The following is a 21,816-nucleotide window of genomic DNA, read 5'->3' as shown; positions in this document are numbered from 1 at the left end:
TTGCTTCTAGCCATAGCAATTGCTGTGGAAAGGTGCAGGTATCTTTCAGAAAATCAAGTTATCGCTAGAGAGTGTTACTTGGCAACAGAAACTAGTTGTTAACCATCTTATGCTAAGCCATCTAGTCAATTAGACTGAATTTGATTTATTCTTGTCAGCTATCTTGGGAGGGAAATCGGAGACGCGCCTTTTTGTGATTAGTTTTTAGGTATGGTATAATGGTAAAAAAGATATGTTGAGGACGAATATGCCATTACTTTACCAATCAACTCGTGATGCAAAAAACCGTGTCACTGCTAGTCAGGCCATTTTGCAAGGTTTGGCGACGGACGGTGGGCTCTTTACACCGACGGATTTGCCTGTTGTTCATCTGGACTGGGATCACCTGTCATCGGCCAGCTACCAAGAGGTGGCTCAGCTGATTTTGTCAGCTTTTTTGGATGATTTCACGCCAGAAGAGCTGGCGCACTGCATTCAATCTGCCTATGATGACAAGTTTACTAGCTCTGCCATTGCCCCCATTCGCAAGGAAGGCAATAGCTATATCCTTGAGCTGTTTCATGGGTCCACCATTGCGTTTAAGGATATGGCGCTGTCTATTTTGCCGTATCTGTTGACCACTGCGAGCCTCAAGCAGGGAACAGACAAGAAAATCGTTATCCTGACGGCGACTTCTGGTGACACGGGCAAGGCGGCTATGGCTGGCTTTGCAGATGCAGCAGGTACAGACATTATCGTCTTTTACCCTAAAGGTGGGGTTTCTAAGATTCAGGAATTGCAGATGACCACGCAGACAGGGGCTAACACTCACGTGGTGGCGATCGAGGGGAATTTTGACGATGCCCAGACGGCGGTCAAGCAGATGTTTAATGATGAGACGCTGCGGGAGCGTTTGGTGCAGGCGGGCTATCAGTTCTCTTCTGCCAACTCCATGAACATTGGTCGCTTGGTGCCACAGATTGTCTACTATGTCTATGCCTATGCCCAGCTGGTGGCGAAAGGAGAGATTGCAGCAGGTGATGCGATCAATATCGCTGTTCCGACGGGCAACTTTGGGAACATTCTCGCGGCCTACTATGCTCGTCAGATTGGTCTGCCTGTCCACAAGCTGATTTGTGCGTCTAATGACAACAAGGTCTTGACCGACTTTTTTGCCAGCAAAACTTATGACAAGAAGCGAGACTTTCGTGTGACGACCAGCCCATCTATGGACATCTTGGTATCGTCTAACTTGGAGCGCTTGATTTTCCATTTGGTGGGCAATAGCACAGCTAAGACCAAGGAGCTGATGGAGCAGCTAGCGATAGCTGGGGAGTATAGCCTGACTGAGTTTGATCCTGCTATCTGGGACTTGTTTGAGGCGGGATTTGCCACAGAAGAGCAAACTGCAGCTGACATCAAACGCCTCTATGAGGAAATGGGCTATGTCCAAGACCCGCATACAGCAGTGGCGTCCAGCGTCTACCAAGCTTACCGTACACGGACAGGAGATGAGACCCCAACCGTGATTGCTTCGACAGCGAGTCCCTATAAATTCCCACGCGTAGCCGTCTCTGCCATCACAGGAGTAGACAGCGGGGACGACTTTGTTGCCGTAGAGGAGCTAATAGACATCTCTCAGGTGGCTTTGCCAAAAGCTGTTGATGGTTTGCAGACCGCTACCATCCGCCACGACAAGGTGGTGGCAGTCGCTGACATGCAAGCAGCGGTAGAGAGCTATCTGGGTTTGTGAGAATTATGACTTATAGAGGAGCGAGGACAGATGTCTGAGCTCTTTTTTGGAGAATTATGTATTATAAAAAATTGTTGCGCATCGCTCTTCCCGCCATGGGAGAGAATGTCCTGCAAATGTTGATGGGGACGGTGGATGCTTATTTGGTGGCTCAGCTGGGAATTGTCGCCGTTTCTGCTGTTTCGGTTGCCAACAATGTGCTCAGTATTTATCAGGCAGTTTTTGTCGGTTTAGCTACAGCAGCCAGCAGTCTTGTTGCAAGGCAGGCTAAAGCTGCTGACAAGGTTGCTTTCATCGGACAAACGGTCGTTTTGACAGCTCTCGTTGGAGTGTTGCTGGGATTGGGAACCTTACTTTTTGGCGGTTATTTTTTATCAGGCTTAGGATTATCAGGTCATGTCTTAAGGCTTGGTCAGTCCTACATTGGTGTTGTGGGTGGAGCAACTGTTTTATTGGGGCTGATGATGAGTTTGAGCAGCCTCATTCGTGCGCAAGGGCAGCCGAATCTTCCGTTCTGGGTTAGTATCTTTGTTAATCTAGTCAATCTAGTTTTATCCGGCTTATTTTTAAAGACGACGGATTTAGGAGTGGTCGGAGTAGCTTTAGGAACGGTTTTGTCACGAGCCCTCGGTGTGGGCTTGCTCTGGCATTCACTTGATTCGCGTCCGACAGTGCACCAGCTATTGCTCAAAAAAGAAAATCCTCTCTGGCACCAGTCACTGCCACTCGTCGGTGAGCGGTTGATGATGCGAGCTGGTGACGTGGTGCTGATTGGCGTGGTGGTGAAGCTAGGAACGGAAGCCGTGGCTGGGCATGCGATTGGCGAAACCTTAATCCAGTTTAGTTACCTGCCAGCCTTGGGGATGGCTGTGGCGACGGTGATTTTAGTGGCTAACGATCGTCATCAGCAGGAGAAGCTCAATGGCTTAGTCCATCAATCCTATTACCTCACTATTGCGATGATGGCGTTGACGAGCTTAATCGTTTGGGGCTTTGGAGATTATTGGCTTAGCTTCTTTACCAAAGAGGCTGTTGTAACCAGCTACGCAAGGATTATTCTGCTTTTTTCCGTGCTGGAGTTTCCTGTGACGGCTGGAACACAGATTTTTACAGCGACTTGGCAAGGTTTGGGACGTCCTCAATTACCATTTGTAGCAACAAGCATCGGCATGTGGCTAGTTCGGGTACTGGGGGGCTATCTGATGGCGATTGAACTTGGTCTCGGGCTATGGGGGGTGTCGCTGGCTATTACCTTGGATAATCTTTGGCGCACCCTCTTTCTCTACTGCCGCTATCGTCGTTGGTTAAAAGGGCAGTCAGGGAAGGTTTCCTAAAATCATAAATAGAAAGAGAAATACAATGATGAAATCAATTGTGACAGATGTCTTTTTTCTTGGTCAGCCAAGCAAGCCTGCCACCAAGGCAGATTGTTTTATTGGTTAAGAATTGCAGGCGATGTTAGTTGCGAATAAGGACCGTTGTGTTGGCTTAGCGGCTAATATGATTGGTTACCATAAACGCGTTATTATTATCGACTTGGGTTTTCTAGTCTGGTCATGTACAACCCTGTTTTGCTAGGCAAGAGCCAGCCCTACGAGACCCAAGAGGGCTGTTTGTCCTTGTCAGGAAGTCGACAAACGACACGTTATTGTGAGAGAAGGGTACGCTTTTTCAATCAGCAATGGCAGGAGCAAACGCTGACCCTGACCGATTTTCCAGCTCAGATTTGTCAGCATGAATTGAATCATTTAGATGGTATTTTGATTTGAGGGTGTCGTTGGTTAAGGAGAAATTTCTACTCAGGGACTAGAAATTTTTACCAAAATGTGATAGAATGAACGAGTAAGGGTTTAGCTCTGCTATTGCCCAAAAAATAAAGGAGGCTATAACATGCCATTAGTTTCAGCAGCAGAATTTGTCAAAGCGGCGCGTGAGAACGGCTACGCTGTCGGCGGATTTAACACCAACAACCTTGAGTGGACTCAGGCTATCCTGCGTGGTGCAGAAGCCAAAAAAGCGCCAGTGCTTATCCAAACATCTATGGGTGCGGCTAAGTACATGGGTGGTTACAAGGTTGCTCGTAACTTGATTGCGAACTTGATTGAGTCTATGAACATCACTGTTCCTGTTGCCATCCACCTTGACCACGGTCACTACGAAGACTCTTTGGAGTGTATCGAGGTTGGTTACACCTCTATCATGTTTGACGGCTCTCACTTGCCAGTTGAGGAAAACCTTGCAAAAGCTCGCGAAGTGGTTGCTCTTGCACACTCAAAAGGGATCTCTGTTGAGGCTGAAGTTGGTACTATCGGTGGTGAGGAAGACGGTATCGTTGGTAAGGGTGAACTTGCTCCAATTGAAGATGCCATCGCTATGGTTGAAACTGGTATTGATTTCTTGGCAGCTGGTATCGGTAACATCCACGGCCCATACCCAGAAAACTGGGAGGGTCTTGACCTTGAACACTTGAAGAAATTGACAGAAGCTATCCCTGGCACGCCAATCGTTCTTCACGGTGGTTCAGGTATCCCTGATGAGCAAATCCAAGAAGCGATTCGTCTTGGTGTGGCTAAAGTTAACGTGAACACTGAAGGACAGATTGCCTTCACAGAAGCAACGCTTAAGTTTGCGTCTGACTACTCTGCTAACAAAGCTGAGTACGACAAGAAAAAACTCTTCGACCCACGTAAATTCCTTGCAGACGGCGTGAAAGCTGTTCAAGGTATGGTAGAAGAGCGTATCGATGTCTTTGGTTCAGCCAATAAAGCGTAGTCATTTCAGAAAAAAGCAATTTTCGGATTGCTTTTTTTAATCTAGCAAACATGGCAGAAAATTATCTATGTTGGTGAGCAAGTAAGGCATCTGCTGACAAAGGAGCAACGAAAAGCTATCCGACGACCATTGAGTTCTAAAGGATACAAGAAAAAATATGTTCAACAAGCTAAGTTTTATCATGAAAAAGGTTATCTGGTGCTAGTTGCGATTAACATGATGCTGTGGTTGCTGTTGGCCATGCGAACATGGTCGGATCAGACTTTTCATGTGGCGGTCCCGTCCTGGTGATTGAGGCAAGAATATAAACGGCGCTATCAAGATCGTGGCAATAACCGACGATTTATTACTGAAGTTATGCTGGTCTGGTATCCAACAACCTGGTTTTTCGGTCTTATGGCTATGATTTTTCCAAATCACGTGACCATTCTTCAATCAGGTGAGTACCTTGGGAAGGTTTGTTTAACAAAGGGTTATCTCTCCTCAGGCAAGATGACTTGACACCTTTTGTTTTTGGTACTTTTTAGTGATACGGTAAATAGCTGAGCTGATTTCTTATACTGCCTGTTAGGTTACTTCGTAAACGAGTTAATCGTTTTCAAATTTTCATTTGAAAAAAAACTTAAAAAGGGTTACAATAGATATATAAAATTTATTATGTCAAAAGGAGCATTTATGGCAGTTAGTACACGTCTTATCGAAACGATTGATGGGCAGGAGATTCATCAAATTACCTTGTCAAATCGCCGAGGAACTCGGGCGGATTTTCTGACCTTGGGAGCGACTTGGCAAAGTTTTTATTTCCCTCAACCTGATGGTCGATTGACTAATTTAGTCTTAGGACATGAGTTGCCTAGTGACTACCTTAAAAATGGCATCTGTGCTGGTCAGACAGTCGGTAGGGTGGCTGGTCGGATAAAGGCTGGTCAAGCCATAATCAATGGTGAGCTCTGCCATTTACCAACCAATAATAACGGGAATACCCTACATGGTGGACCTTATGGTCTTCACCGCCAAGTCTGGGATTACGGGATTATCGAAGAACCAGGTAAGTCTGGCGTTCGTTTCAGCTATCGGTCCTTGGCTGTCCTTGATGGCTTTCCTGGAGATATGACCATCACTGCAACTTATCTGCTGGATGATCACGACCGTCTCACTGTGACTTATGAGGGTAGTGAGGCGACCAGTGATACCCTCTTCAATCCGACTAATCATGTTTACTTTAACTTAGGTGAGCAGGATAATTTAGCGCGGCATACCTTGTTTATCGCTGCTAATGCCCGGCTTGAAACAGATGAGCATTTGATTCCGACAGGGCGACGTCTGGATGTCACAGGAACGCCTTATGATTTTCGGAAGAGCACATCAGTCATTGAGGCAATCAGCCTCACAGGTGGGTTAGATGATGCCTTTGAGGTCCTTGTTCCTGAGACCAATCCTATTGCTATCTTGACTGACCAGATGAGTGGTAATCAGGTCACCGTTTACTCTGAGCGTAATGGTCTGGTGGTTTACAGTTTTAACTTCCCTGAAGAAGGTGTCGTCTTCAGCCGAAGCAATGGGCGAGAAAACTTGAAACATGAAGGAATCGCTCTGGAAGCCCAAACCTTACCTGATGCGGTCAACCATGCTGATTTTGGGGATATTATTTTGAAAGCAGGTCAGACTGCCCGCTACACGATCACCTACGATTTTGACAGGATTGACTAATAAGTTCTAAAAAGCCACCAGCGAGACAGCTGGTGGCTTTTTAGGGTTAGCAACCTTTCAATTCCAGATAGCGATTGTACCAAATCTTAACGTATTCTTCTGAGAAGGGGCCTTTTTTTTGATTGATCCAGTCAACGAGGATTTTCACATTTTCCTTTAGAATCAAGTCCAAATCAGTAGGGTAGCCCATCTGACGACGATGCTGCTCATATTCTTCAATATCCAGCAGCTTTTTTGTCCCGTCAGTAAATACTTTGACATCGAGGTCATAGTCGATATACTTGAGCGCCTCTTGGTCGAGAATATACGGGCTAGCCATATTGCAATAATAAGAAATCCCCTCATCTCGAATCATGGCAACTACATTAAACCAAAATTTCTTATGGAAATAGACCAGAGCTGGTTCTCGTGTTACCCAGCGCCGCCCATCATTTTCCAAGACCAGAGTGTGGTCGTTGACCCCAATAACCGCATGCTCAGTGGTTTTTAGAATCATGGTATCTCGCCAAGTGCGATGGTGCTGGCCATTATGCTTATAACTCTGAATCGAAATAAAGTCGCCCTCTTTAGGTAACTTCATCCGCTTACCAACTTTCTAAAAAGTTTATCCACATCATTATTTTACCATAATCTGATTAAAAACGCACTAAAAATAATCCCGAAAAGCACGGTCGATGGCGGAAAACGAATAACCTTTCCGAGCTAAGGCCTGCTTTACCCGCTGTTTCAGTTCATAGCCATCGTATTTTCTGCTGTATTTTCGCTCTTGTTTCTCGAGTTCCGCCAGCAGGAGTTCGCCCTCTCTCTCTTCGTCGGTATCGATTGTTGCTGACGCAATGGCAGAGCTGGCGGTCTGATAGGAGAAACCCTTGTTGAGTAGGTGTTGGGTGAGCTTGTCTTTGAGCGCCTTTTGCGGTAGCTTACCACTGTACTTTCGGATGGCCTTGTTGACGAGCCGTTCAACAACCTCGGTAAAATCAGACTCCTCTAAGGCAGCCTCAATCACTCTCAGCGGAACTCCTTTTTGTATCAGTTTTTGTTTCAGTGCAAATGGCCCCTTGTCACCAGAATAGAGATTGCCTTGAATCAGTTGCTGGGCATAGCGGGCATCGTCCAGCCATTTATCGGCAGTCAGGCTGTCAATGACGGTCGAGATGATATCTTCGTCAATCTCATGTTTCATCAGGTAATCACGGACTTCCTTGCTTGTTCGTTGCTTGAAGGATAGGTGATAGAGGGCGAGATTTTTACCATAGGAAAATTGCGTAAACTGGCGAATGTCCTCTAGTTCCACATCGGTAATGTCCTTGCCCTTGGTCAACATGAACCGAACAATGGTATCCTCTGTGATATAAAGTCTTTCTGTATCATCTAGTTCTAGTAGGTAAAGGCGTTTTTTCTTTTCAAGTTTAGTAATCTTCATGTCTTCCATTATAGCAAAAAAGCGGTGCAGCTAACAATCAGGGTAATCTTGTAGCCTTGTAAATCGCTTGTTAAACCGTTATCCAATAGGAAAAAACGCACAAGAACAGGCAATCAGGTTTCCTGTTCTTGTGCATTTTCTTGGGTTATGGTGCGGTAATTGTATCTGCCCCCCCCATGTAAGGGCGTAGGACTTCTGGGATAGTGACAGAACCGTCTTCATTTTGGTAGTTTTCAAGGATGACTGCTACGGTGCGACCGACTGCCAAGCCTGAACCGTTGAGGGTGTGGAGAAGCTTGACCTTGCCGTCTTCGTCACGGTAGCGGATTTGGGCACGACGGGCTTGGAAATCTTCGGTGTTGGAACAGCTGGAAATTTCACGGTAGGCATTTTGGGCTGGAATCCAGACTTCCAAGTCATAGGTCTTAGCCGCTGAGAAGCCCATGTCGCCTGTGCAGAGGGCAAGAACGCGGTAAGGGAGTCCCAGTTTTTGGAGGATGTTTTCGGCGTCAGCTGTCATTTTTTCCAATTCCTCGTAAGACTCTTCTGGCTTGGCAAATTTGACCATCTCTACCTTGTGGAATTGGTGAAGGCGGATGAGACCGCGGGTGTCACGACCAGCTGAGCCTGCTTCAGAGCGGAAAGATGGGCTCATAGCGGTGAAGTAAATCGGCAAATCCTTGCCGTCGATGATCTCGTTGCGGTAGAAGTTGGTCAGAGGGACTTCGGCTGTCGGAATCAGTACCAGTGGACGTTCTTCGTCTGCGATTTCAAAGGTGTCTTCCTTGAATTTTGGATACTGACCAGTGCCAAACATGGAGTCACGGTTGACCAGATAAGGGGGCACGATTTCCTGATAGCCTTCTTTGGCGTGCTCGTCCAGCATGAAGTTGTAGAGGGCGCGCTCTAATCGCGCTCCTAATTTCTTGTAGAAGAGGAAGCGGCTGCCTGTGACTTTTGCCCCACGTTCCCAGTCTAGGATGTCGAGGTCTTCACCCAGATCCCAGTGAGCTTTGGGTTCAAAGTCAAAGGTGCGTGGTGTCCCCCAACGGCGGACCTCCACATTGTCTTCTTCATCTGCTCCCACAGGGACGCTATCGTGGGCAGTATTTGGCAGGATAGCGATGGTCTGGCTGATTTGCTCATCAATGCTGGTCAATTCAGCGTCAATCGCTTTGATGTTAGCCCCTAGCTCTTGCATGGCAGCGATTTGGCTGCTGGAATCTTCTTTGTTGCGTTTGGCAGTTGCAATGGCCTCGGAAGCCTTGTTGCGCTTGGCCTTAGCTTCTTCAGACTGGACCAAGAGCTCACGGCGCTTTTCGTCCAAGGTTTTGAGGGTTTCTAAGACCTTGCGGTCCACCCCACGTTGGGCGAGTTTGCTAGCGGTACCGTCAAAATCAGTACGTAGTCGTTTGATGTCTAACATAAGAGTCCTCCTTTGAAATAAAAACAGCACCAGTGTTTCTGCTGGAGCGTGTTCACGCGGTTCCATCCAGCTTCGCACAAGTGCCTTGATTGGTGATTGAGTTGTCTACACGGTAGAATTTCATCTGTCTTTTCTATCTGCTCACAGCTACCGCAGACTTTCTGAAAGAAAAGGACACACTACTTATCCGTTAGTCTTATTATACCTGATTTAGGACGATTTGGCAAATACTTGCTTGATTTTTTTACCGATTGTCTGCAAGAGTGTTGGCAATTTAATCACCTTATCATTACCAAGCTTCTCTCGAGCGATTTTCAGAATCTTACCAGAGTCCTTGCTGGCAAAGAGGAATTTTCCGCTGTCAGTTTGGATTTCAAAATGTCGGCTAACGGTTTTTCCATGAACGTTCGCACCGATATGCTGAATGTTGCCCCAAGGAATCTGGATGTAGCGTTCGACATTGGTGTCTGGGTAAAATTCGATTGCTTTGTCGCCAATGAGAAATTTGCCGACCTTGCTACCGATGTCTGCGTAGGACACGCCAGTTGTTTGAAAAAGAACAGTTGTGTTGAGTGATTGTGCCATAGGCTCCTCCTTGTTTTGTTTCTTTGAAATTATGAGGTTTTAGCCTGCCTTACCAGAGTTAGCTGAATTGGGGAGGCACAGTTAGGTGGGAACAGTGACGATTATTCGCAAGCAATTCCGTCCCCATCTCGGTCTAATTTTCGGCTGTAACCAGGCTCACCTAAATAAATCGGCGTGACCCCGGCAGCTCTGGCTTCAGAACAGTTTGCATATCTAACTGTAGCAGGAGCTTGAACAAATCCCTGTTGCTGAGAAACTATAGTCGCCTCTTGTTCCTCTGCTTGATGTTGAGCTTCTGCTAGTTCAGCAGCCAGTCGCTCCTCCTCAGCTTTTCTAGCAGCTTCTTCAGCCGCTTTTCTCTCAGCTTCCTCTTTTTCAGCGGCCAGTTTCTCTTCCTCAGCCTGTTTAGCAACTTCAGCAATCTGTTTCTGATTTTGTTCCGTTTCGGATACTGTAGTTGTGGTTGATTCAGGTATAAATGAGGAAGAATCTGTTTGCTTGTTGCCTATTTCTTTTTTTACCGCTGAAGAATTTGAAGATTGACTAGTTAATACCGTGCTGGTTGGTTTAGTCTGGTTTGGTGTATTTTCTGAGAAATATGAAGGAGCGAGTAGGAGTGTTCCTAGCCCTCCGATAGCCAGCAAAGAGATATATTTTTTTCGCTTATCAGGATTAGGTTGTCGTTTACTGTAGTACCAAGTTCCGATTACTCCCAAAAAGAATACTAAGGGGAGTAGAGCAATAATGAGACTGAGCAATAAGATTCCTCCCAAAAGATAGAGGAAGGCTTTCAGTGGTGTTATTTTTTTCATAAGAGACTCCTTTCGTTTTTTATATTATAACATTAAAATATATAAAGCGAAAGAAATCATATAATCGGACGAACAAAAACTTAGTTAGAATTTGTTGCGTGCTCAGCATCTTCTCAAAAGAAAGGGAAAAGTAAGAGGCGACACGTCCCAAATGACGACAAAACCCTCACATAGTGAGGGTTTGCCATCTTACATGATACCTGCAACGCGTGCCAAGATACCAACGATGAAGAGACCTACAATAATGGTGATTGGAGATACTTTTTTCTTGAGCAACCACATACATAGGAAGGTCAAGAGCAAGTGCATAACACCTGGTAAGAGACCGTCCAAGTTTTGTTGGAAGCTAGTTATCTTAGTTGGTGTTTGAGAGAGACCTTGACCAACTTGGGCGAAGGCTTCACGAATTCCCTCGCTACCTTCTGGCAATTTATCCCAGTGGATAAATGCTTTATCATCTAATTGCACTTCTGAAACGTTAAAGGCAAACTTGATGGATACCCAGCGTTCTGCCAAAACAGCGATGATGAACATCCCAAGGATTGAGGCACCTTTGGTGATGTCTTGAAGGATACCACCTGACATGTCTTTGGTGATTTCACGACCAGATTTGTAACCGAACTCTTGGGTGTACCAGAGGAAAAGCATACGGATGGCGTTCCAAACGATGAAGAAGAGCATTGGACCGATGATGTTTCCTGATACGGCAAGGGAAGCACCGAGGGCACCGAGGATTGGGCGAACGGTAAACCAGAAAACAGGGTCACCGATACCAGCGAGAGGTCCCATCATCCCGATTTTAACCCCTTGGATAGCGGTATCGTCTACTTGACCACCGTTAGCACGCTCTTCTTCAAGAGCGAGGGTAACACCGACGATTGGTGCTGCCACGTAAGGATGCGTGTTGAAGAATTCCATGTGGCGTTTAAGTGCCGTCTGCTGGTCTTCCTTTTTAGTGTAAAGTTTTTTGATGGCTGGCACCATAGTGTAGGCCCAACCCAAGTTTTGCATCCGCTCGTAGTTCCAAGAAGCTTGAAGGAACTGAGAACGCCACCAGATGTTCTGACGGTCTTTCAGGGTTAATTGTACTTTTTCTGACATGTTTTTATCCCCCTTCTTAGTAGTCTTCTAAAATGTCGCCAATTGGGTCACCTGAACCAGCGTTACCCCCTTTTTTAGAGAGGTTGAGGTAGATGAAGGCAAGGGCTGTACCAATGGCACCAAGAGCAATCAAGGTCAAGTCGCTGACAGCAGCCAGAGCAAAACCAAGAGCAAAGAATGGCCAAACTTCGCGGGTTGCCATCATGTTGATAACCATGGCAAGACCAACCGCGATAACCATGCTACCGCCGACAGCCATACCACCTTGCAACCAATCAGGCATAGCTTCCAGCATGGCACGTACAGCATCAGCAGGAACGGCAATCAAGAGCGCCGCAGGAATAGCGATACGCAGACCTTGAAGAGAGAGAGCAACCAAGTGGTAGCGCTCAAGTGCCGCAAAGTCACCGCGCTCAGCAGCTGCGTCGGCACCGTGCACCAAACCAACGGAGATCGTGCGGACAATCATGGTCAAGAAAAGACCAGCAACAGCTAGAGGGATAGCAACGGCTTGTGCGACTTGGATACCATTGTTTGAGAAGTCGCCACCTTTGATCAAGATGATAGCAGAAGCTACAGAAGCCAGAGCCGCGTCAGGAGCTACCGCAGCACCGATGTTAGCCCAACCAAGAGCCAAAAACTGGAGGGTACCACCGAGCATGATACCGGCAGTTAGGTTACCACTCACCAGACCAATCAAGGTACAAGCTACGATGGGTTGGTGGAATTGGAATTGGTCAAGGACACCTTCCATACCAGCTAGGAAGGCGACCACGACGATTAAAATAGCAGAAATAATTGAAATATCCATTATTTTATCCTTTCAGTAAGATACAAAGGGTGTTAAAAATCCACAGTGAAAATAGGCAACTAGGCGAAGAAACTCTAGTTTCTAGGAGAGTTGGTCTTTTTCACACAGGATTTAACCCGTGTTCAATTTCATAAGATATAAGGACGTTAAGAAAATGCGATAAAATCCGTAGGCAGATCCGCCGATGGTGTCGCCATCTAGGAGCTGACTAAATTTTGGAGCATTTTTAGTCCGAATTCAGTTTTGAGTTTAACAAAGAAGAGTTAGTTCACATTTGCTTTTTTAATCAAGTCAAACAGGTTGCCAGGTTTATCATTTGGCACCTTGCGAACGTCAAAGCTGACACCGAGGTCGCGTAGCTCTTCAAACGTTGCCACATCGGCCTTATTCATCGATAAGGCGTTTGTGACCATGGTTTTACCTGTTGAGTGCGCCATTGAACCAACGTTGAGGACTTGAATTGGCACACCACCCTTGATAGCTTCGAGAGCTTCTTGAGGTGTTTCAAACAAGATCAATGCCTTCGTATCACCAAAGCGAGGGTCTTTAGCCGCTTCAATGAGTTTTCTAATTGGCACAACGTTTGCCTTCACCCCGTTTGGTGCAGCTTGCTTGATAAGTTGCTTACGCAGTTCATCTTGGGCGACAGCATCTGAGGCAACGATGATACGGTTGGCTTTAGAGTCCGGTGTCCAAGCAGTTGCCACTTGACCGTGCAAAAGACGGGTGTCGATACGCGCCAAGTTGATTTTGAGCTTGCCGTCTCCGATGACTGTGCCCTCAGGAATAGCTCCTTGACGAACTGGTGCTGCAACTGGTGCTGCAGTTGTTGATGCAGGCTCGAGTGATTCAGGTAGAACCTTAATCCCTTCGCGTGCTTCTTTGAGAACATTAGCTGCCACCTGTTCAACACCAGCACTAGCGTCCATTAGACGTTCAGTGTAGGCTTGGATTAACATTGGCAGGTTGAGACCTGTGATGATAGCTACCTTGCGTTCAGGATTTTCACCTGCGACACGGCTGGCTTGGTTAAATGGCGAACCACTCCACAAGTCAGCGAGGACAAGGATTTCATCATCGGCGTCAAATTGAGCGATAGCTGCACTGATTTTTGCGTGCAAGTCATCTGGACCTTCGTTTGGCATAAAGGTCACGACTTGTACTTTTTCTTGTTCGCCAAAAATCATTGCACCTGACTGGTGAATGCCAGCAGCAAACTCACCATGGCTGGCAATAACAATACCGATACCCATTCTTGAATTTCCTCCTTTAAATTATTTTTCATTGACATGACTAAAATAGCCTCTTATTGTGTTAAAAGTCCTTTTTAACCATGTCAAAGAAAGTCAAGAACGTCATTATTGTAAAACGATTTCAATTTCTTGTCAATAGGTAGAAATTATAATAATTAATCAAGTTAACCTATAAGTTAGCGAGTAAACAAAAACGAAAAAATAAGCTAGATAGCCTGTTTTTAGGAGTTTTTGGGTAGTTCAGTTTGTTAAAATACGAACAAAAGTAATATAACAAGTGTTCCTGCTTGTTCGAAAAAATTTTTATTTTTTCAATTCCCTGAAAGTGCTTACTTGTTTCTTTCAGTATTTTTCTGAAACTTACAAAAATAATTCACGGAGTTGCTGGGCGACCCCGTCTTCATCGCAAGTATATGAAATCTGTTGATCAGCATATTCAAGGAGCATGGGATTGGCATTTTTCATGGCATAGCCAACGTTTGCAAAAGCTAGCATCTCCGTGTCATTTTGCTCATCGCCAAAAGCAATCAAGTCCTCTCTGGATCGTACTAAACTGGTCAATAACCGCTCTAAAGCATAGGCTTTGTTGATTCCTTTGGGTGAAAACTCTAACAGATTTAACGGTCCGCCCCAAGAATCAACTTCAATCTCATGCCTGAAATAGGCTTTAATCTCTTTTGCCAGCTGGTATTTATCCTCGTGACGGGTTTGCACTAACAATGCAAGAGGATCTGCGAGTAGCTGATTTGGGTTAAGCAAGAGGTCATCGCTCAGCTCATTGAGCCCGAAAAGTTTTGGATCAATCTTATCCCTCTGATCTAAAGTGACGAGGAAATGGTCGCGGTATTCGCTAGCGACGAAGTCTAGTTCGAATCGATGGGTTTCCTGCAATAGCTCAAGGAGGTAAGAGCGATCGATGGTAATGGCATGTTCACCTGCCCAAGCTTTTTCAGGGATATGTAACATTGCTCCGTTAAAGTTAATCATCGGAGAGGTCAGCCCAAGCTGTTTATAGTAGGCTTTTGCCATACGATAAGGGCGCCCTGTAGCAATGACAACTGTATGCCCCTTGGCGATAACCTGTTGAATCGTCTTAACACTGTTTTCTGAAATGGTGTGGTCACGGCGAAGGAGTGTGCCGTCTAAATCAATAGCAATTACTTTTTTTGTCATAAGAAGTATTATAGCAAAAAACTGGGAAAAGTTCAGCTGCAAAGCTATCAAATCACCATTCAAAGGTTTCGGATTTTGAATAAGGTTAAAAAATTATTGTTTTTTAATAAAAAAGTGTTGCAAAAGAATTTTTTTGTGGTATACTAAAGATGTCGACAACATATTGATAAACAATAAAAAAGAGTTGAAAAGGGGTAAAAATAATGATTTAATCAGTTCTAAAAACGATTTATTGGCTTTGTAACTATTCTTAATATCTAACTAAAATACATCAAAAGGAGTTTCATCATGAAAAAAGAATTATCATACCTAAAATACCTTGTCCCTGTTCTTAACATTGCCCTTGGTCTCCAGCTTTTCGGCTTTGTGATTGGCTTAATCTTGTTGCTCATCATTAGTGTGGTCGGACTTGATCAAATTGTCTCTTGGGGAATGACGTTTGCTCAACAACATGGCGGTCAGGTACAAGGCAAATTGTCTAGCCTACCTAGCCTCTGGTTACTCTGGTTGAGTTTACTTGACGTTTTACCTCATATTGCCCTTACCTGGTTTATCCGTAAATTCTGTAAAAACCTCCTCGAAGACCGTATTTTCATCGCTGAAAATGCTACCTTGGCATGTCATGCGGCAATCGCTCTGCTATTTTCTTGGGTGCTTAGCATTTCAGTCGGTCCTGTAAGCAATTTAGAGATTGGTTTCGATGGATTTCCTATCATTGCGGCGATTTTAGTTTGGACTATTTCCAAAGTTTTGGAGCAAGCGAACGCCATCGCTGAAGAAAATGATTTTACCATTTAGGAGGTCAGTCGATGATTATAGTGAACCTCGATGTGGAATTAGCAAAGAAAAAAATGAAATCACAGGATTTGGCTGAAAAGATAGGCATCACCACCGCTAATTTGTCTATCTTGAAAACAGGAAAGGCGAAAGCCGTTCGTTTCTCTACTTTAGAAGCCATCTGCCGTGAGCTCAACTGCCAACCAGGCGATATTTTAGCCTATCAACCAGATCAAGACTAAACCTAAAACCAGCCAATGGGCTGGTTTTTTGGTATAATATAACTATATCGTTTCATTCGGTGAAAACCCATCAAAACCGGCTTTTTTACATCCTTTTGTGTGTGTGGTGTGTAGAAAAAGAAGGCCGAAACTGATGTAAACTGAAAGTTAGGGGGGATAATCGGGGGATTATTCCCCTCTTTTTTATTGGATTACTTTGAGGAAGTTATCAGTTACGCTAGCAGAGATTTCTTCTTGGATATGGGTGTACTTTTCGGTCATATAACTTGTCGAGTGACCAAGAGCGGCTGCCATATGTTCAATCGGAATACCGGAGGCGACAGCTTGGGAGGCGAAGAAGTGTCTCATCATGTGTGGACGGACATAGATGCCGCAAGCTTTTTCTACCTGATGAAAAAGGTCCTCAACACGACTAATAGGAATAGGGAACCCCCTACGGTGAGCGTTAGGATAGTGGGCAAGAAAGAGGTAATCATCTGGGTTCAGTATTCGTCCCTGCTCCTTAGCCAGACAGTGTGAGGTTTGAATAGCCGTGCGGAAAAGGTTGCTTGTTTTCTGGTCTAGTACGACAACACGACGGGAGTCTTTGGTTTTCATCTGTTCCAGACCCTGCTTGTTTCGCCCGTCACGGCGGTTTGTCCTTGAGGTTGTTAGATGGAGTTCTAGGCGACCGTCTGACCGTTCTACGGGCGTTTTGAGCTGAATACCTGCGACTTCACTTTTGCGCAGGCCAAAGTAGGTGCTACGGAAGATGGTGTACTCGTAATCGCCGAAAAGATTGCGGGCTGTCTGGTCTATGATTTTGAAATCAGCCAACTTGAGCTTGCGGTTTTGGGGCAGAATATGGCTCTCTCCAATGTAAATTTTTTGTAAGGTATTCTGGATAAGGTTGCCACAGGCGACAGCATCGTTGAGAATAGCCATAAAAATCCCATGGGCTTGTCTGACGGTATGTTTGCTGTGGGTCTTGAGCATGCCGTTGATGAAGAGCTCGTAGTCCTCACGATTGAGGTCTTTGAGCTTGACGTGACCATATTTGGGGAGGAAGTGGTTGGTATAGATGCTGACCTTGTTGGCTTCGGTGTCAGGTGCCCATTGACCAGTTCTAGTCTTTTTATCGTAGTATTTTTCCCAAAACTGGTCAACGGTTAGGTTCTTGCTGATGTGATAGTCGCCTTGGTCGATTTTATTTTCAATCTCCGCGAGGGCTGACCGTGCTTCGGCAAGGGTTTTGAGACCGCTCTTGGTAACCTCTTGCTTGCGACCGTTGATCATGAAAGAGCGCCTGATGTAGTAACGTTTGCCCTTGGTGGTGCTGTAAGTAAAAATATTTGGGTAATTTGTTGGTATTTTTGTCATTGTTTTTCTCCTTTGTGATGACATCTGGACAAGGTCTTTTTCACGTCGGAGAGGTTGACATCACCCCCTTTCAGGTGTTAAAATGGGTATATTAAAGAGACCTGCTGAAAAGCTGGTTTTTACTATACAGGTTAAGTCCATCACTCAAACTTTGGTCAGGGAGAGTGGTGGATTTTTTATGCTGTTTTATTGGATTTACTTCGGTTACATTTCCAGCAGAGTGTCTGAAGGTTATCCTCGATTGATAACCCTCCCTTGGAAACTGGTATGATATGATCAACTTCGAGTAGTAACAAGCTTTGTTCAGCAATTGAAGCTGAGCAAATTTGACAAGTGTAACTGTCACGATTTTTGATGAATTCTCTTAGTTTTTTAGTCATTAAAGAGCGTTGTGCTTTAGCAGATTTACTGATTTTGATACGTTCGGATAAATATTCTGCAAGTGCTTCAAGCGTGTCTTCATCTAGTTTAATCGTTGTCCGTTGAGAACTGTTTCCTCCGGCACTAACATACTCAAAATAATAATGCGGAATGCTGAAGTGGATTTCTGGAACTCTGATTGATAGTTTTTCTAGTAGTTCCTTGTAATAATGCTTCTTAATGAATTTTGGTGGATTGAAGTCTGCTTCAATTTTTGCCAAGCGTTCATTGAGGTTGGTCTTTGCATTTGAAAATCGAGAAATAGTCTCGGCCATCTCTTGAATATGGTTGAGATTTTCTTCATTTGGCTTCAAATCAAAATATTTGGTTAAGTATTTGAATGGTTCCTCCGCAGCCTTTTTTACAACTGATAATGAAGTTTGATGGACATTGTGTGAGACAGTTTTAGTATTTCTTTCGCGATTGATGTTATGTTTACTAGTGTTTTCCGTAGAAGCCAAGTGGGCATATTTAAAGCGATCATTAGCCGTTGAAGTAAGAGATAGCTCACCGAAGGAATTCACATAGTTGGCTAGGTCGTTGTATTCATCAACGGCAAATTTGATAGCAGCTTTGTGTTCTAGAAACGACTCACTTCTGAAGTATTTTTCTTTTCGGAAATATCTAATTAGTCTATATAAGCCGTAGCCTATTCCCAATGCAAGGGCTAAAGGCCACAAAGTGATTAGTAATATGATTAAAATAATTAGTGCTATGATAGTCCCCATAAATTGATCCTTTTGTTATTACATCCCCACTATTTTCCTAAATTTTTCTTGTATCATCCTACCCCTCCCTGTAAATATCCACAACCTCTCCGATGATGGAGACGTGGGGGGGTTATTTTGTTTTAAATGTCCTACCGCAATTTGTGCAATGCCAGTTGTTTTTACCTTTTTTTCCAACTAAACCTAGCAACAATAATGGCCAAGCAATCAAAAAACCTATACATCCTACACAACCATTGAAACCTTTACGATCTTGGTTCATAAATTGCACCTCTGTGCTTTGGCAGTAGGGACAACGCTGTGCAAAAAATCCCATTTGTATACTCCTAAATATTAATTTCAGCTTTTAACGTGGATCAGTGGTTTGCACGTATTTTATTTTGTTGATGAATCTCCATCACCTCGCTGATGGTTCTAAGCGGTATTGGTGATGCTGTATCGATTTTATACGGTTACCCCTCCACCGGTGTGAAGCTACCGACTACCTCAAAGATTTTGATATGGGTGTCTTCGTTTGGTGGGAATGGGATGGTAAAGTCTGGGAACTGGTCTTTGTCTTCGTTGATAGAGACCAGAAGTAGTCCGTCATTGGTGGTGTAGACTTTTTTGAAGTAGTTCTTATCATCGACGACGACGACGCATTCTTGACCGTTATAGTGGCTAGTGCCGTAGTCTCTGAGGTAGAGGATGTCCCCATCGTCATAGTCTGGTGCCATAGACCAGCCATCAACCATGGTGGCGATGTCGTAGCGAGGTGGTTCTTCATCGGTGTAGACGTACTTGTCATTGTCGTAGTCATCGTAAGAGAAGCCTGTGGGTCCTGCTTTGGCAGCAGACGTGTAGTAGATTGTGAAGAGCGGTTGCTCTGCGAGTGCAGCCTCGTCTTCCTCACGTTCCAGAACCTCTCTAGCGTAGCCTAGGACGCTTTTTTTACCCTCTGGGGATAATTCCCTCACTGTCTCTATAATCGTCTCTGTGAGCTCGTCTGTGGGCTTCTGAGATGGTGGAGGAGTGACGGCAGAGAGGAGGGAGGGGGTTGGTTTGGAGAGATTAAATAGTTGTTGTGGTTCTACCCCTAAAGCGGCAGCGTAGGTTCGAATATCTGTTTCGTCTAATTGGCGTTTCCCATTCTCGTGGTTGGAGATAGTATTTTGTTTGAAACCTGTTAATTTTGACAATTCTGTTTGTGTCATTTTTTTAGATTTCCTGATTTCTTTAATAGAATTACCGAGTATATTCATTGGGTTTGTACCTCCTCTACCTATAATATACCACAACGAGATAAAAAAATAAATAAAAAAATCGCAAAAAGTGATAAAAAGTTGTTGACAAATATCTCAAAACGAGATATAATATAACCAAGGTCAGGGAAATGACCAAATAAAACGAAAGGAGAAAAGGCAGACGATGGAACACATCATAAAAAACCTAGTCGATAAGGAACTCACACTTCCAATCATCGTCCTAGGCTTAGCAAGAGAAGCCCGCTTATGGCACAAACAAGTGCTTGAGCACAGGCGGAACTTGCAAAACAAAAAGTAAGAGCAAGGGGCGAAAGCCCCAACCTATTATCTTTAGTGTATCATCATCTGCCCAAGAAAGCAAGATGAAAAAAGTCGTCTTAGTGTTAGGTGGCCTGTTGGTGGTGTCTTTTGTGGCACGCAAGGTCGTTGAGTGTCGGAGGAAGAAGAAATGACAGCGGAAGAATTTAAGGAACTAAAACAGAATCAAAAAGAAAATGCAGCCTCTTTAGCATATCTGCAAGGCTACATTAAAGGTCTTGAGGAACGACTTCGTCGGCTGGAGTCAGCTAGCCATTCTTAGGGAATTTGTTAGCTAATTCAAGCATCCTGTCGGGGTTTTTGAGGAATTCAGGAAGTAACAATTCCATCATTTTATCTTCAGTGGTTTTACTAGTAGCTGAATGTTTGGTAATTTGCTGAACAATTAAGTCAATAGTCTCGGTGTTGTTTTGACGAACAAGGTCAATAATTTCATCTAGTTTATTATGCAATCCTAGTAGAATGTTGTTGTCGGTATATTTATTAGTATTGTCAGCTACTGGATATTCTTGGTTAGACAAGAGTTCAACTGTTTCAGCTAGCCTTTGTTTAACAACCTCAACTTTATCCAGATCGTTGGTGACATATTTGATAGCTCTTAAAGTAGCGACGTCAAAAGGGATTGTTTCAGACTCTTCGATAATTGGAATAAGCGGGAGCTTTGTGGCTTGGCGATAACCAAATTCGTAAAATACATTAGCGTTGTGGGATGTCATATCAGCGATTACAAGTTCTGCAGTTTCAAGATAATTGATAATGGTTTGATCAATTCTATCAACTGAAGATAATTTATCAACTCTAATCACGTCGTAGCCGAATTGTTGGCACACAGGTGAAATGATGTGTTTTAAAACTGTATCAGAACGTTTTCTGGTATTAGAATTTTCCTCACCGATAGGGCAGACGATAAAGCAAGTTTTTTTATCCATAAGATTTCTCCAATCGTTTTTATTTCATTATACCACAAGAAAGGGGGTGGGGTTAAGTGACGAATAAAGAGAAGTTACGGTCTCGGTTTCTTCAGCCTAAAACTCGTCTACGAGAAGAACGAAGAAAACGAGAATTTACTACTCTATACATGGCTGACTTAATTGGATTAAAAAATCGTCGTCAGTATGAATTAAAAGAAAAAGGCCAGTTTCCTTTTCAAGACTACGAAATGGCAATTATTGCTGATAAGTTTGGAATTAGTGAAACGGATTTATTTTTCAGCTAAAATATCTCAAAAAGAGATAAACAACTACCCCACCAACCACAAGGCAGGGGTGGAGAAAGGAGGGGGAGATGAAGAAACGAATGATCGAACTAAATAGACGGTTAGAGCATTTTCAATGGATATTGAATCGGCTATCAAAATCAGACGAGGTACTCTATTTGGAAAAGGACTGGTATGATACACCGACTTTGATTTCTAAAGAAGATGCAAAAAAAGAAGTAGGACAAATTCAAAAAGAACTTGAACTACTTCAAAAGCGATCGCTTATTAGATGTATTTTGAAATTATTGCACCGATTTATTAAATTATAGCACAAATTAGAAAGGAGGTGAGGGGAGAGGGTGAAGTTTCAAAAAATAGTCACAATGGACGAAGGAATTACATTTCGCGATTGTGAAGTAAGAGAGGTTTCTGGTGAAATAAAAAAGCTCTTCCCAGAAGATAACTTGGTTGAAGTTATCGAAGAAGGAAAGAGTTACATATTAAGCACAAATTACATCATTTTACTTTTTTGATGATTTTGGCTTAGCTTGTGACAAAGCAGAACCAGCAATAGATTTGGTTCTCGACGATGATCGACCATCACGAAGAGCTTTACTTGCTTTAGTCGCAACGCTGCGTGATGTCTGTTTTGAATTTTTGACCATACCTATCTCCTTTCAGTTTTATTTGACTTTTCAATTCATAAGGAGGTTTGAAGCGGTAGGATTCTTC

General features: G+C 44.1%; 26 protein-coding genes and 1 pseudogene. 12 read left to right on the top strand and 15 right to left on the bottom strand.

The features are described from left to right. The first annotated feature begins 247 nt into the window (after positions 1–247). The 6 genes and pseudogenes from thrC (at position 248) to ACERC8_RS01645 (ending at position 6,214) form a co-directional block, all read left to right on the top strand. Complete coding sequence (thrC, locus tag ACERC8_RS01670; RefSeq protein WP_373658172.1) at positions 248–1,732, top strand: threonine synthase; 1,485 nt, start codon at positions 248–250, stop codon at positions 1,730–1,732. 56 nt (positions 1,733–1,788) lie between these two features. Next, on the top strand, positions 1,789–3,066 hold the full coding sequence (locus ACERC8_RS01665; RefSeq protein WP_373658171.1) for an MATE family efflux transporter: 1,278 nt from the start codon (positions 1,789–1,791) through the stop codon (positions 3,064–3,066). 25 nt (positions 3,067–3,091) lie between these two features. After that, positions 3,092–3,501 (top strand): annotated as a pseudogene (locus tag ACERC8_RS01660) (peptide deformylase). A 121-nt stretch (positions 3,502–3,622) separates the two neighbouring features. Further along, on the top strand, positions 3,623–4,504 hold the full coding sequence (locus tag ACERC8_RS01655; RefSeq protein ID WP_373658169.1) for a class II fructose-bisphosphate aldolase: 882 nt from the start codon (positions 3,623–3,625) through the stop codon (positions 4,502–4,504). A 129-nt stretch (positions 4,505–4,633) separates the two neighbouring features. Beyond that, complete coding sequence (locus tag ACERC8_RS01650) at positions 4,634–4,795, top strand: hypothetical protein (protein WP_373658168.1); 162 nt, start codon at positions 4,634–4,636, stop codon at positions 4,793–4,795. Between the two features lie 384 nt (positions 4,796–5,179). Continuing rightward, complete coding sequence (locus tag ACERC8_RS01645) at positions 5,180–6,214, top strand: aldose epimerase family protein (protein WP_373658167.1); 1,035 nt, start codon at positions 5,180–5,182, stop codon at positions 6,212–6,214. Positions 6,215–6,260: 46 nt separating this feature from the next. Here the strand turns inward: ACERC8_RS01645 and ACERC8_RS01640 are convergent, their stop codons facing one another. From ACERC8_RS01640 to ACERC8_RS01600, 9 genes are all read right to left on the bottom strand, one after another. Then, positions 6,261–6,794 (bottom strand): DUF402 domain-containing protein, encoded by a 534-nt coding sequence (locus ACERC8_RS01640; protein WP_373658166.1) that lies wholly within the window; start codon positions 6,792–6,794, stop codon positions 6,261–6,263. A gap of 66 nt (positions 6,795–6,860) precedes the next feature. Then, a complete protein-coding gene (gene recX, locus ACERC8_RS01635; RefSeq protein ID WP_373658165.1) occupies positions 6,861–7,637 on the bottom strand; it encodes a recombination regulator RecX in 777 nt (258 codons plus the stop codon). A gap of 145 nt (positions 7,638–7,782) precedes the next feature. Next, the gene (gene serS / locus ACERC8_RS01630; protein ID WP_373658164.1) at positions 7,783–9,063 is read right to left on the bottom strand and encodes a serine--tRNA ligase; all 1,281 of its coding nucleotides are present in this window, start codon (positions 9,061–9,063) and stop codon (positions 7,783–7,785) included. 210 nt (positions 9,064–9,273) lie between these two features. Beyond that, the gene (locus ACERC8_RS01625; protein WP_373658163.1) at positions 9,274–9,648 is read right to left on the bottom strand and encodes a DUF956 family protein; all 375 of its coding nucleotides are present in this window, start codon (positions 9,646–9,648) and stop codon (positions 9,274–9,276) included. Positions 9,649–9,749: 101 nt separating this feature from the next. Then, entirely contained in the window at positions 9,750–10,460 is a 711-nt protein-coding gene (locus ACERC8_RS01620; RefSeq protein WP_373658162.1) for an excalibur calcium-binding domain-containing protein, read from the bottom strand. A 189-nt stretch (positions 10,461–10,649) separates the two neighbouring features. Then, positions 10,650–11,561, bottom strand: coding sequence for a PTS system mannose/fructose/sorbose family transporter subunit IID (locus ACERC8_RS01615; RefSeq protein WP_373658161.1), 912 nt, complete (start codon positions 11,559–11,561; stop codon positions 10,650–10,652). 16 nt (positions 11,562–11,577) lie between these two features. Further along, entirely contained in the window at positions 11,578–12,375 is a 798-nt protein-coding gene (locus ACERC8_RS01610) for a PTS mannose/fructose/sorbose transporter subunit IIC (RefSeq protein WP_373658181.1), read from the bottom strand. A gap of 260 nt (positions 12,376–12,635) precedes the next feature. Continuing rightward, positions 12,636–13,625, bottom strand: coding sequence for a PTS sugar transporter subunit IIB (locus ACERC8_RS01605; protein WP_373658160.1), 990 nt, complete (start codon positions 13,623–13,625; stop codon positions 12,636–12,638). A gap of 360 nt (positions 13,626–13,985) precedes the next feature. Next, on the bottom strand, positions 13,986–14,798 hold the full coding sequence (locus ACERC8_RS01600; protein ID WP_373658159.1) for a Cof-type HAD-IIB family hydrolase: 813 nt from the start codon (positions 14,796–14,798) through the stop codon (positions 13,986–13,988). Positions 14,799–15,086: 288 nt separating this feature from the next. Between ACERC8_RS01600 and ACERC8_RS01595 the strand changes: the two genes are divergently transcribed. Further along, positions 15,087–15,596: a DUF2975 domain-containing protein gene (locus ACERC8_RS01595; RefSeq protein WP_373658158.1), complete on the top strand. Its 510-nt coding sequence runs from the start codon at positions 15,087–15,089 to the stop codon at positions 15,594–15,596. A gap of 11 nt (positions 15,597–15,607) precedes the next feature. After that, positions 15,608–15,817, top strand: coding sequence for a helix-turn-helix transcriptional regulator (locus tag ACERC8_RS01590; protein ID WP_018368826.1), 210 nt, complete (start codon positions 15,608–15,610; stop codon positions 15,815–15,817). A 183-nt stretch (positions 15,818–16,000) separates the two neighbouring features. On the opposite strand, the gene ACERC8_RS01585 is transcribed toward ACERC8_RS01590, so the two are convergent. From ACERC8_RS01585 to ACERC8_RS01570, 4 genes are all read right to left on the bottom strand, one after another. Next, positions 16,001–17,176: a tyrosine-type recombinase/integrase gene (locus tag ACERC8_RS01585; protein ID WP_373658157.1), complete on the bottom strand. Its 1,176-nt coding sequence runs from the start codon at positions 17,174–17,176 to the stop codon at positions 16,001–16,003. Between the two features lie 176 nt (positions 17,177–17,352). After that, positions 17,353–18,324: an HNH endonuclease gene (locus ACERC8_RS01580; RefSeq protein ID WP_373658155.1), complete on the bottom strand. Its 972-nt coding sequence runs from the start codon at positions 18,322–18,324 to the stop codon at positions 17,353–17,355. Positions 18,325–18,436: 112 nt separating this feature from the next. Then, positions 18,437–18,640, bottom strand: coding sequence for a hypothetical protein (locus tag ACERC8_RS01575; RefSeq protein WP_373658153.1), 204 nt, complete (start codon positions 18,638–18,640; stop codon positions 18,437–18,439). A 136-nt stretch (positions 18,641–18,776) separates the two neighbouring features. Further along, positions 18,777–19,565, bottom strand: a complete 789-nt coding sequence (locus ACERC8_RS01570) for a helix-turn-helix transcriptional regulator (RefSeq protein ID WP_373658152.1) — start codon at positions 19,563–19,565, stop codon at positions 18,777–18,779. A 451-nt stretch (positions 19,566–20,016) separates the two neighbouring features. On the opposite strand from ACERC8_RS01570, the gene ACERC8_RS01565 reads away from it, so the two are divergent. Beyond that, the gene (locus ACERC8_RS01565; protein WP_373658151.1) at positions 20,017–20,148 is read left to right on the top strand and encodes a hypothetical protein; all 132 of its coding nucleotides are present in this window, start codon (positions 20,017–20,019) and stop codon (positions 20,146–20,148) included. Here the strand turns inward: ACERC8_RS01565 and ACERC8_RS01560 are convergent. Then, the gene (locus ACERC8_RS01560) at positions 20,135–20,815 is read right to left on the bottom strand and encodes a hypothetical protein (protein ID WP_373658150.1); all 681 of its coding nucleotides are present in this window, start codon (positions 20,813–20,815) and stop codon (positions 20,135–20,137) included. The two genes, ACERC8_RS01565 and ACERC8_RS01560, sit on opposite strands and share 14 nt — an antisense overlap. A gap of 149 nt (positions 20,816–20,964) precedes the next feature. Here ACERC8_RS01560 and ACERC8_RS01555 point away from each other — a divergent pair, with 149 nt between their 5' ends. The 3 genes from ACERC8_RS01555 (at position 20,965) to ACERC8_RS01545 (ending at position 21,617) form a co-directional block, all read left to right on the top strand. Next, positions 20,965–21,102: a hypothetical protein gene (locus ACERC8_RS01555; RefSeq protein ID WP_373658149.1), complete on the top strand. Its 138-nt coding sequence runs from the start codon at positions 20,965–20,967 to the stop codon at positions 21,100–21,102. A gap of 68 nt (positions 21,103–21,170) precedes the next feature. Continuing rightward, the gene (locus tag ACERC8_RS01550) at positions 21,171–21,413 is read left to right on the top strand and encodes a hypothetical protein (protein ID WP_373658148.1); all 243 of its coding nucleotides are present in this window, start codon (positions 21,171–21,173) and stop codon (positions 21,411–21,413) included. Positions 21,414–21,443: 30 nt separating this feature from the next. Continuing rightward, on the top strand, positions 21,444–21,617 hold the full coding sequence (locus ACERC8_RS01545) for a hypothetical protein (RefSeq protein WP_373658147.1): 174 nt from the start codon (positions 21,444–21,446) through the stop codon (positions 21,615–21,617). Here ACERC8_RS01545 and ACERC8_RS01540 read toward each other — a convergent pair. Next, positions 21,606–21,749 carry a hypothetical protein gene (locus ACERC8_RS01540; RefSeq protein WP_169361579.1) on the bottom strand — a complete coding sequence of 48 codons (144 nt, stop codon included), beginning with the start codon at positions 21,747–21,749 and terminating at the stop codon, positions 21,606–21,608. The two genes, ACERC8_RS01545 and ACERC8_RS01540, sit on opposite strands and share 12 nt — an antisense overlap. Positions 21,750–21,816: the final 67 nt, after the last annotated feature.

Origin of the sequence: Streptococcus sp. E29BA (assembly GCF_041807805.1) — a bacterium.
Lineage (GTDB): Bacteria > Bacillota > Bacilli > Lactobacillales > Streptococcaceae > Streptococcus > Streptococcus entericus.
Note: the sequence above shows the minus strand (reverse complement) of the source record. Positions and strands in the feature narration are given on the sequence as shown.

What these genes read in the sequence shown, in the direction of transcription:
- thrC (WP_373658172.1), top strand. Translation starts at nt 248, where the DNA reads ATGCCATTACTTTACCAATCAACTCGTGATGCAAAAAACCGTGTCACT.
- ACERC8_RS01665 (WP_373658171.1), top strand. Translation starts at nt 1,789, where the DNA reads ATGTATTATAAAAAATTGTTGCGCATCGCTCTTCCCGCCATGGGAGAG.
- ACERC8_RS01655 (WP_373658169.1), top strand. Translation starts at nt 3,623, where the DNA reads ATGCCATTAGTTTCAGCAGCAGAATTTGTCAAAGCGGCGCGTGAGAAC.
- ACERC8_RS01645 (WP_373658167.1), top strand. Translation starts at nt 5,180, where the DNA reads ATGGCAGTTAGTACACGTCTTATCGAAACGATTGATGGGCAGGAGATT.
- ACERC8_RS01640 (WP_373658166.1), bottom strand. Translation starts at nt 6,794, where the DNA reads ATGAAGTTACCTAAAGAGGGCGACTTTATTTCGATTCAGAGTTATAAG.
- recX (WP_373658165.1), bottom strand. Translation starts at nt 7,637, where the DNA reads ATGAAGATTACTAAACTTGAAAAGAAAAAACGCCTTTACCTACTAGAA.
- serS (WP_373658164.1), bottom strand. Translation starts at nt 9,063, where the DNA reads ATGTTAGACATCAAACGACTACGTACTGATTTTGACGGTACCGCTAGC.
- ACERC8_RS01625 (WP_373658163.1), bottom strand. Translation starts at nt 9,648, where the DNA reads ATGGCACAATCACTCAACACAACTGTTCTTTTTCAAACAACTGGCGTG.
- ACERC8_RS01620 (WP_373658162.1), bottom strand. Translation starts at nt 10,460, where the DNA reads ATGAAAAAAATAACACCACTGAAAGCCTTCCTCTATCTTTTGGGAGGA.
- ACERC8_RS01615 (WP_373658161.1), bottom strand. Translation starts at nt 11,561, where the DNA reads ATGTCAGAAAAAGTACAATTAACCCTGAAAGACCGTCAGAACATCTGG.
- ACERC8_RS01605 (WP_373658160.1), bottom strand. Translation starts at nt 13,625, where the DNA reads ATGGGTATCGGTATTGTTATTGCCAGCCATGGTGAGTTTGCTGCTGGC.
- ACERC8_RS01600 (WP_373658159.1), bottom strand. Translation starts at nt 14,798, where the DNA reads ATGACAAAAAAAGTAATTGCTATTGATTTAGACGGCACACTCCTTCGC.
- ACERC8_RS01595 (WP_373658158.1), top strand. Translation starts at nt 15,087, where the DNA reads ATGAAAAAAGAATTATCATACCTAAAATACCTTGTCCCTGTTCTTAAC.
- ACERC8_RS01590 (WP_018368826.1), top strand. Translation starts at nt 15,608, where the DNA reads ATGATTATAGTGAACCTCGATGTGGAATTAGCAAAGAAAAAAATGAAA.
- ACERC8_RS01585 (WP_373658157.1), bottom strand. Translation starts at nt 17,176, where the DNA reads ATGACAAAAATACCAACAAATTACCCAAATATTTTTACTTACAGCACC.
- ACERC8_RS01580 (WP_373658155.1), bottom strand. Translation starts at nt 18,324, where the DNA reads ATGGGGACTATCATAGCACTAATTATTTTAATCATATTACTAATCACT.
- ACERC8_RS01575 (WP_373658153.1), bottom strand. Translation starts at nt 18,640, where the DNA reads ATGGGATTTTTTGCACAGCGTTGTCCCTACTGCCAAAGCACAGAGGTG.
- ACERC8_RS01570 (WP_373658152.1), bottom strand. Translation starts at nt 19,565, where the DNA reads ATGAATATACTCGGTAATTCTATTAAAGAAATCAGGAAATCTAAAAAA.
- ACERC8_RS01565 (WP_373658151.1), top strand. Translation starts at nt 20,017, where the DNA reads ATGACAGCGGAAGAATTTAAGGAACTAAAACAGAATCAAAAAGAAAAT.
- ACERC8_RS01560 (WP_373658150.1), bottom strand. Translation starts at nt 20,815, where the DNA reads ATGGATAAAAAAACTTGCTTTATCGTCTGCCCTATCGGTGAGGAAAAT.
- ACERC8_RS01555 (WP_373658149.1), top strand. Translation starts at nt 20,965, where the DNA reads ATGGCTGACTTAATTGGATTAAAAAATCGTCGTCAGTATGAATTAAAA.
- ACERC8_RS01550 (WP_373658148.1), top strand. Translation starts at nt 21,171, where the DNA reads ATGAAGAAACGAATGATCGAACTAAATAGACGGTTAGAGCATTTTCAA.
- ACERC8_RS01540 (WP_169361579.1), bottom strand. Translation starts at nt 21,749, where the DNA reads ATGGTCAAAAATTCAAAACAGACATCACGCAGCGTTGCGACTAAAGCA.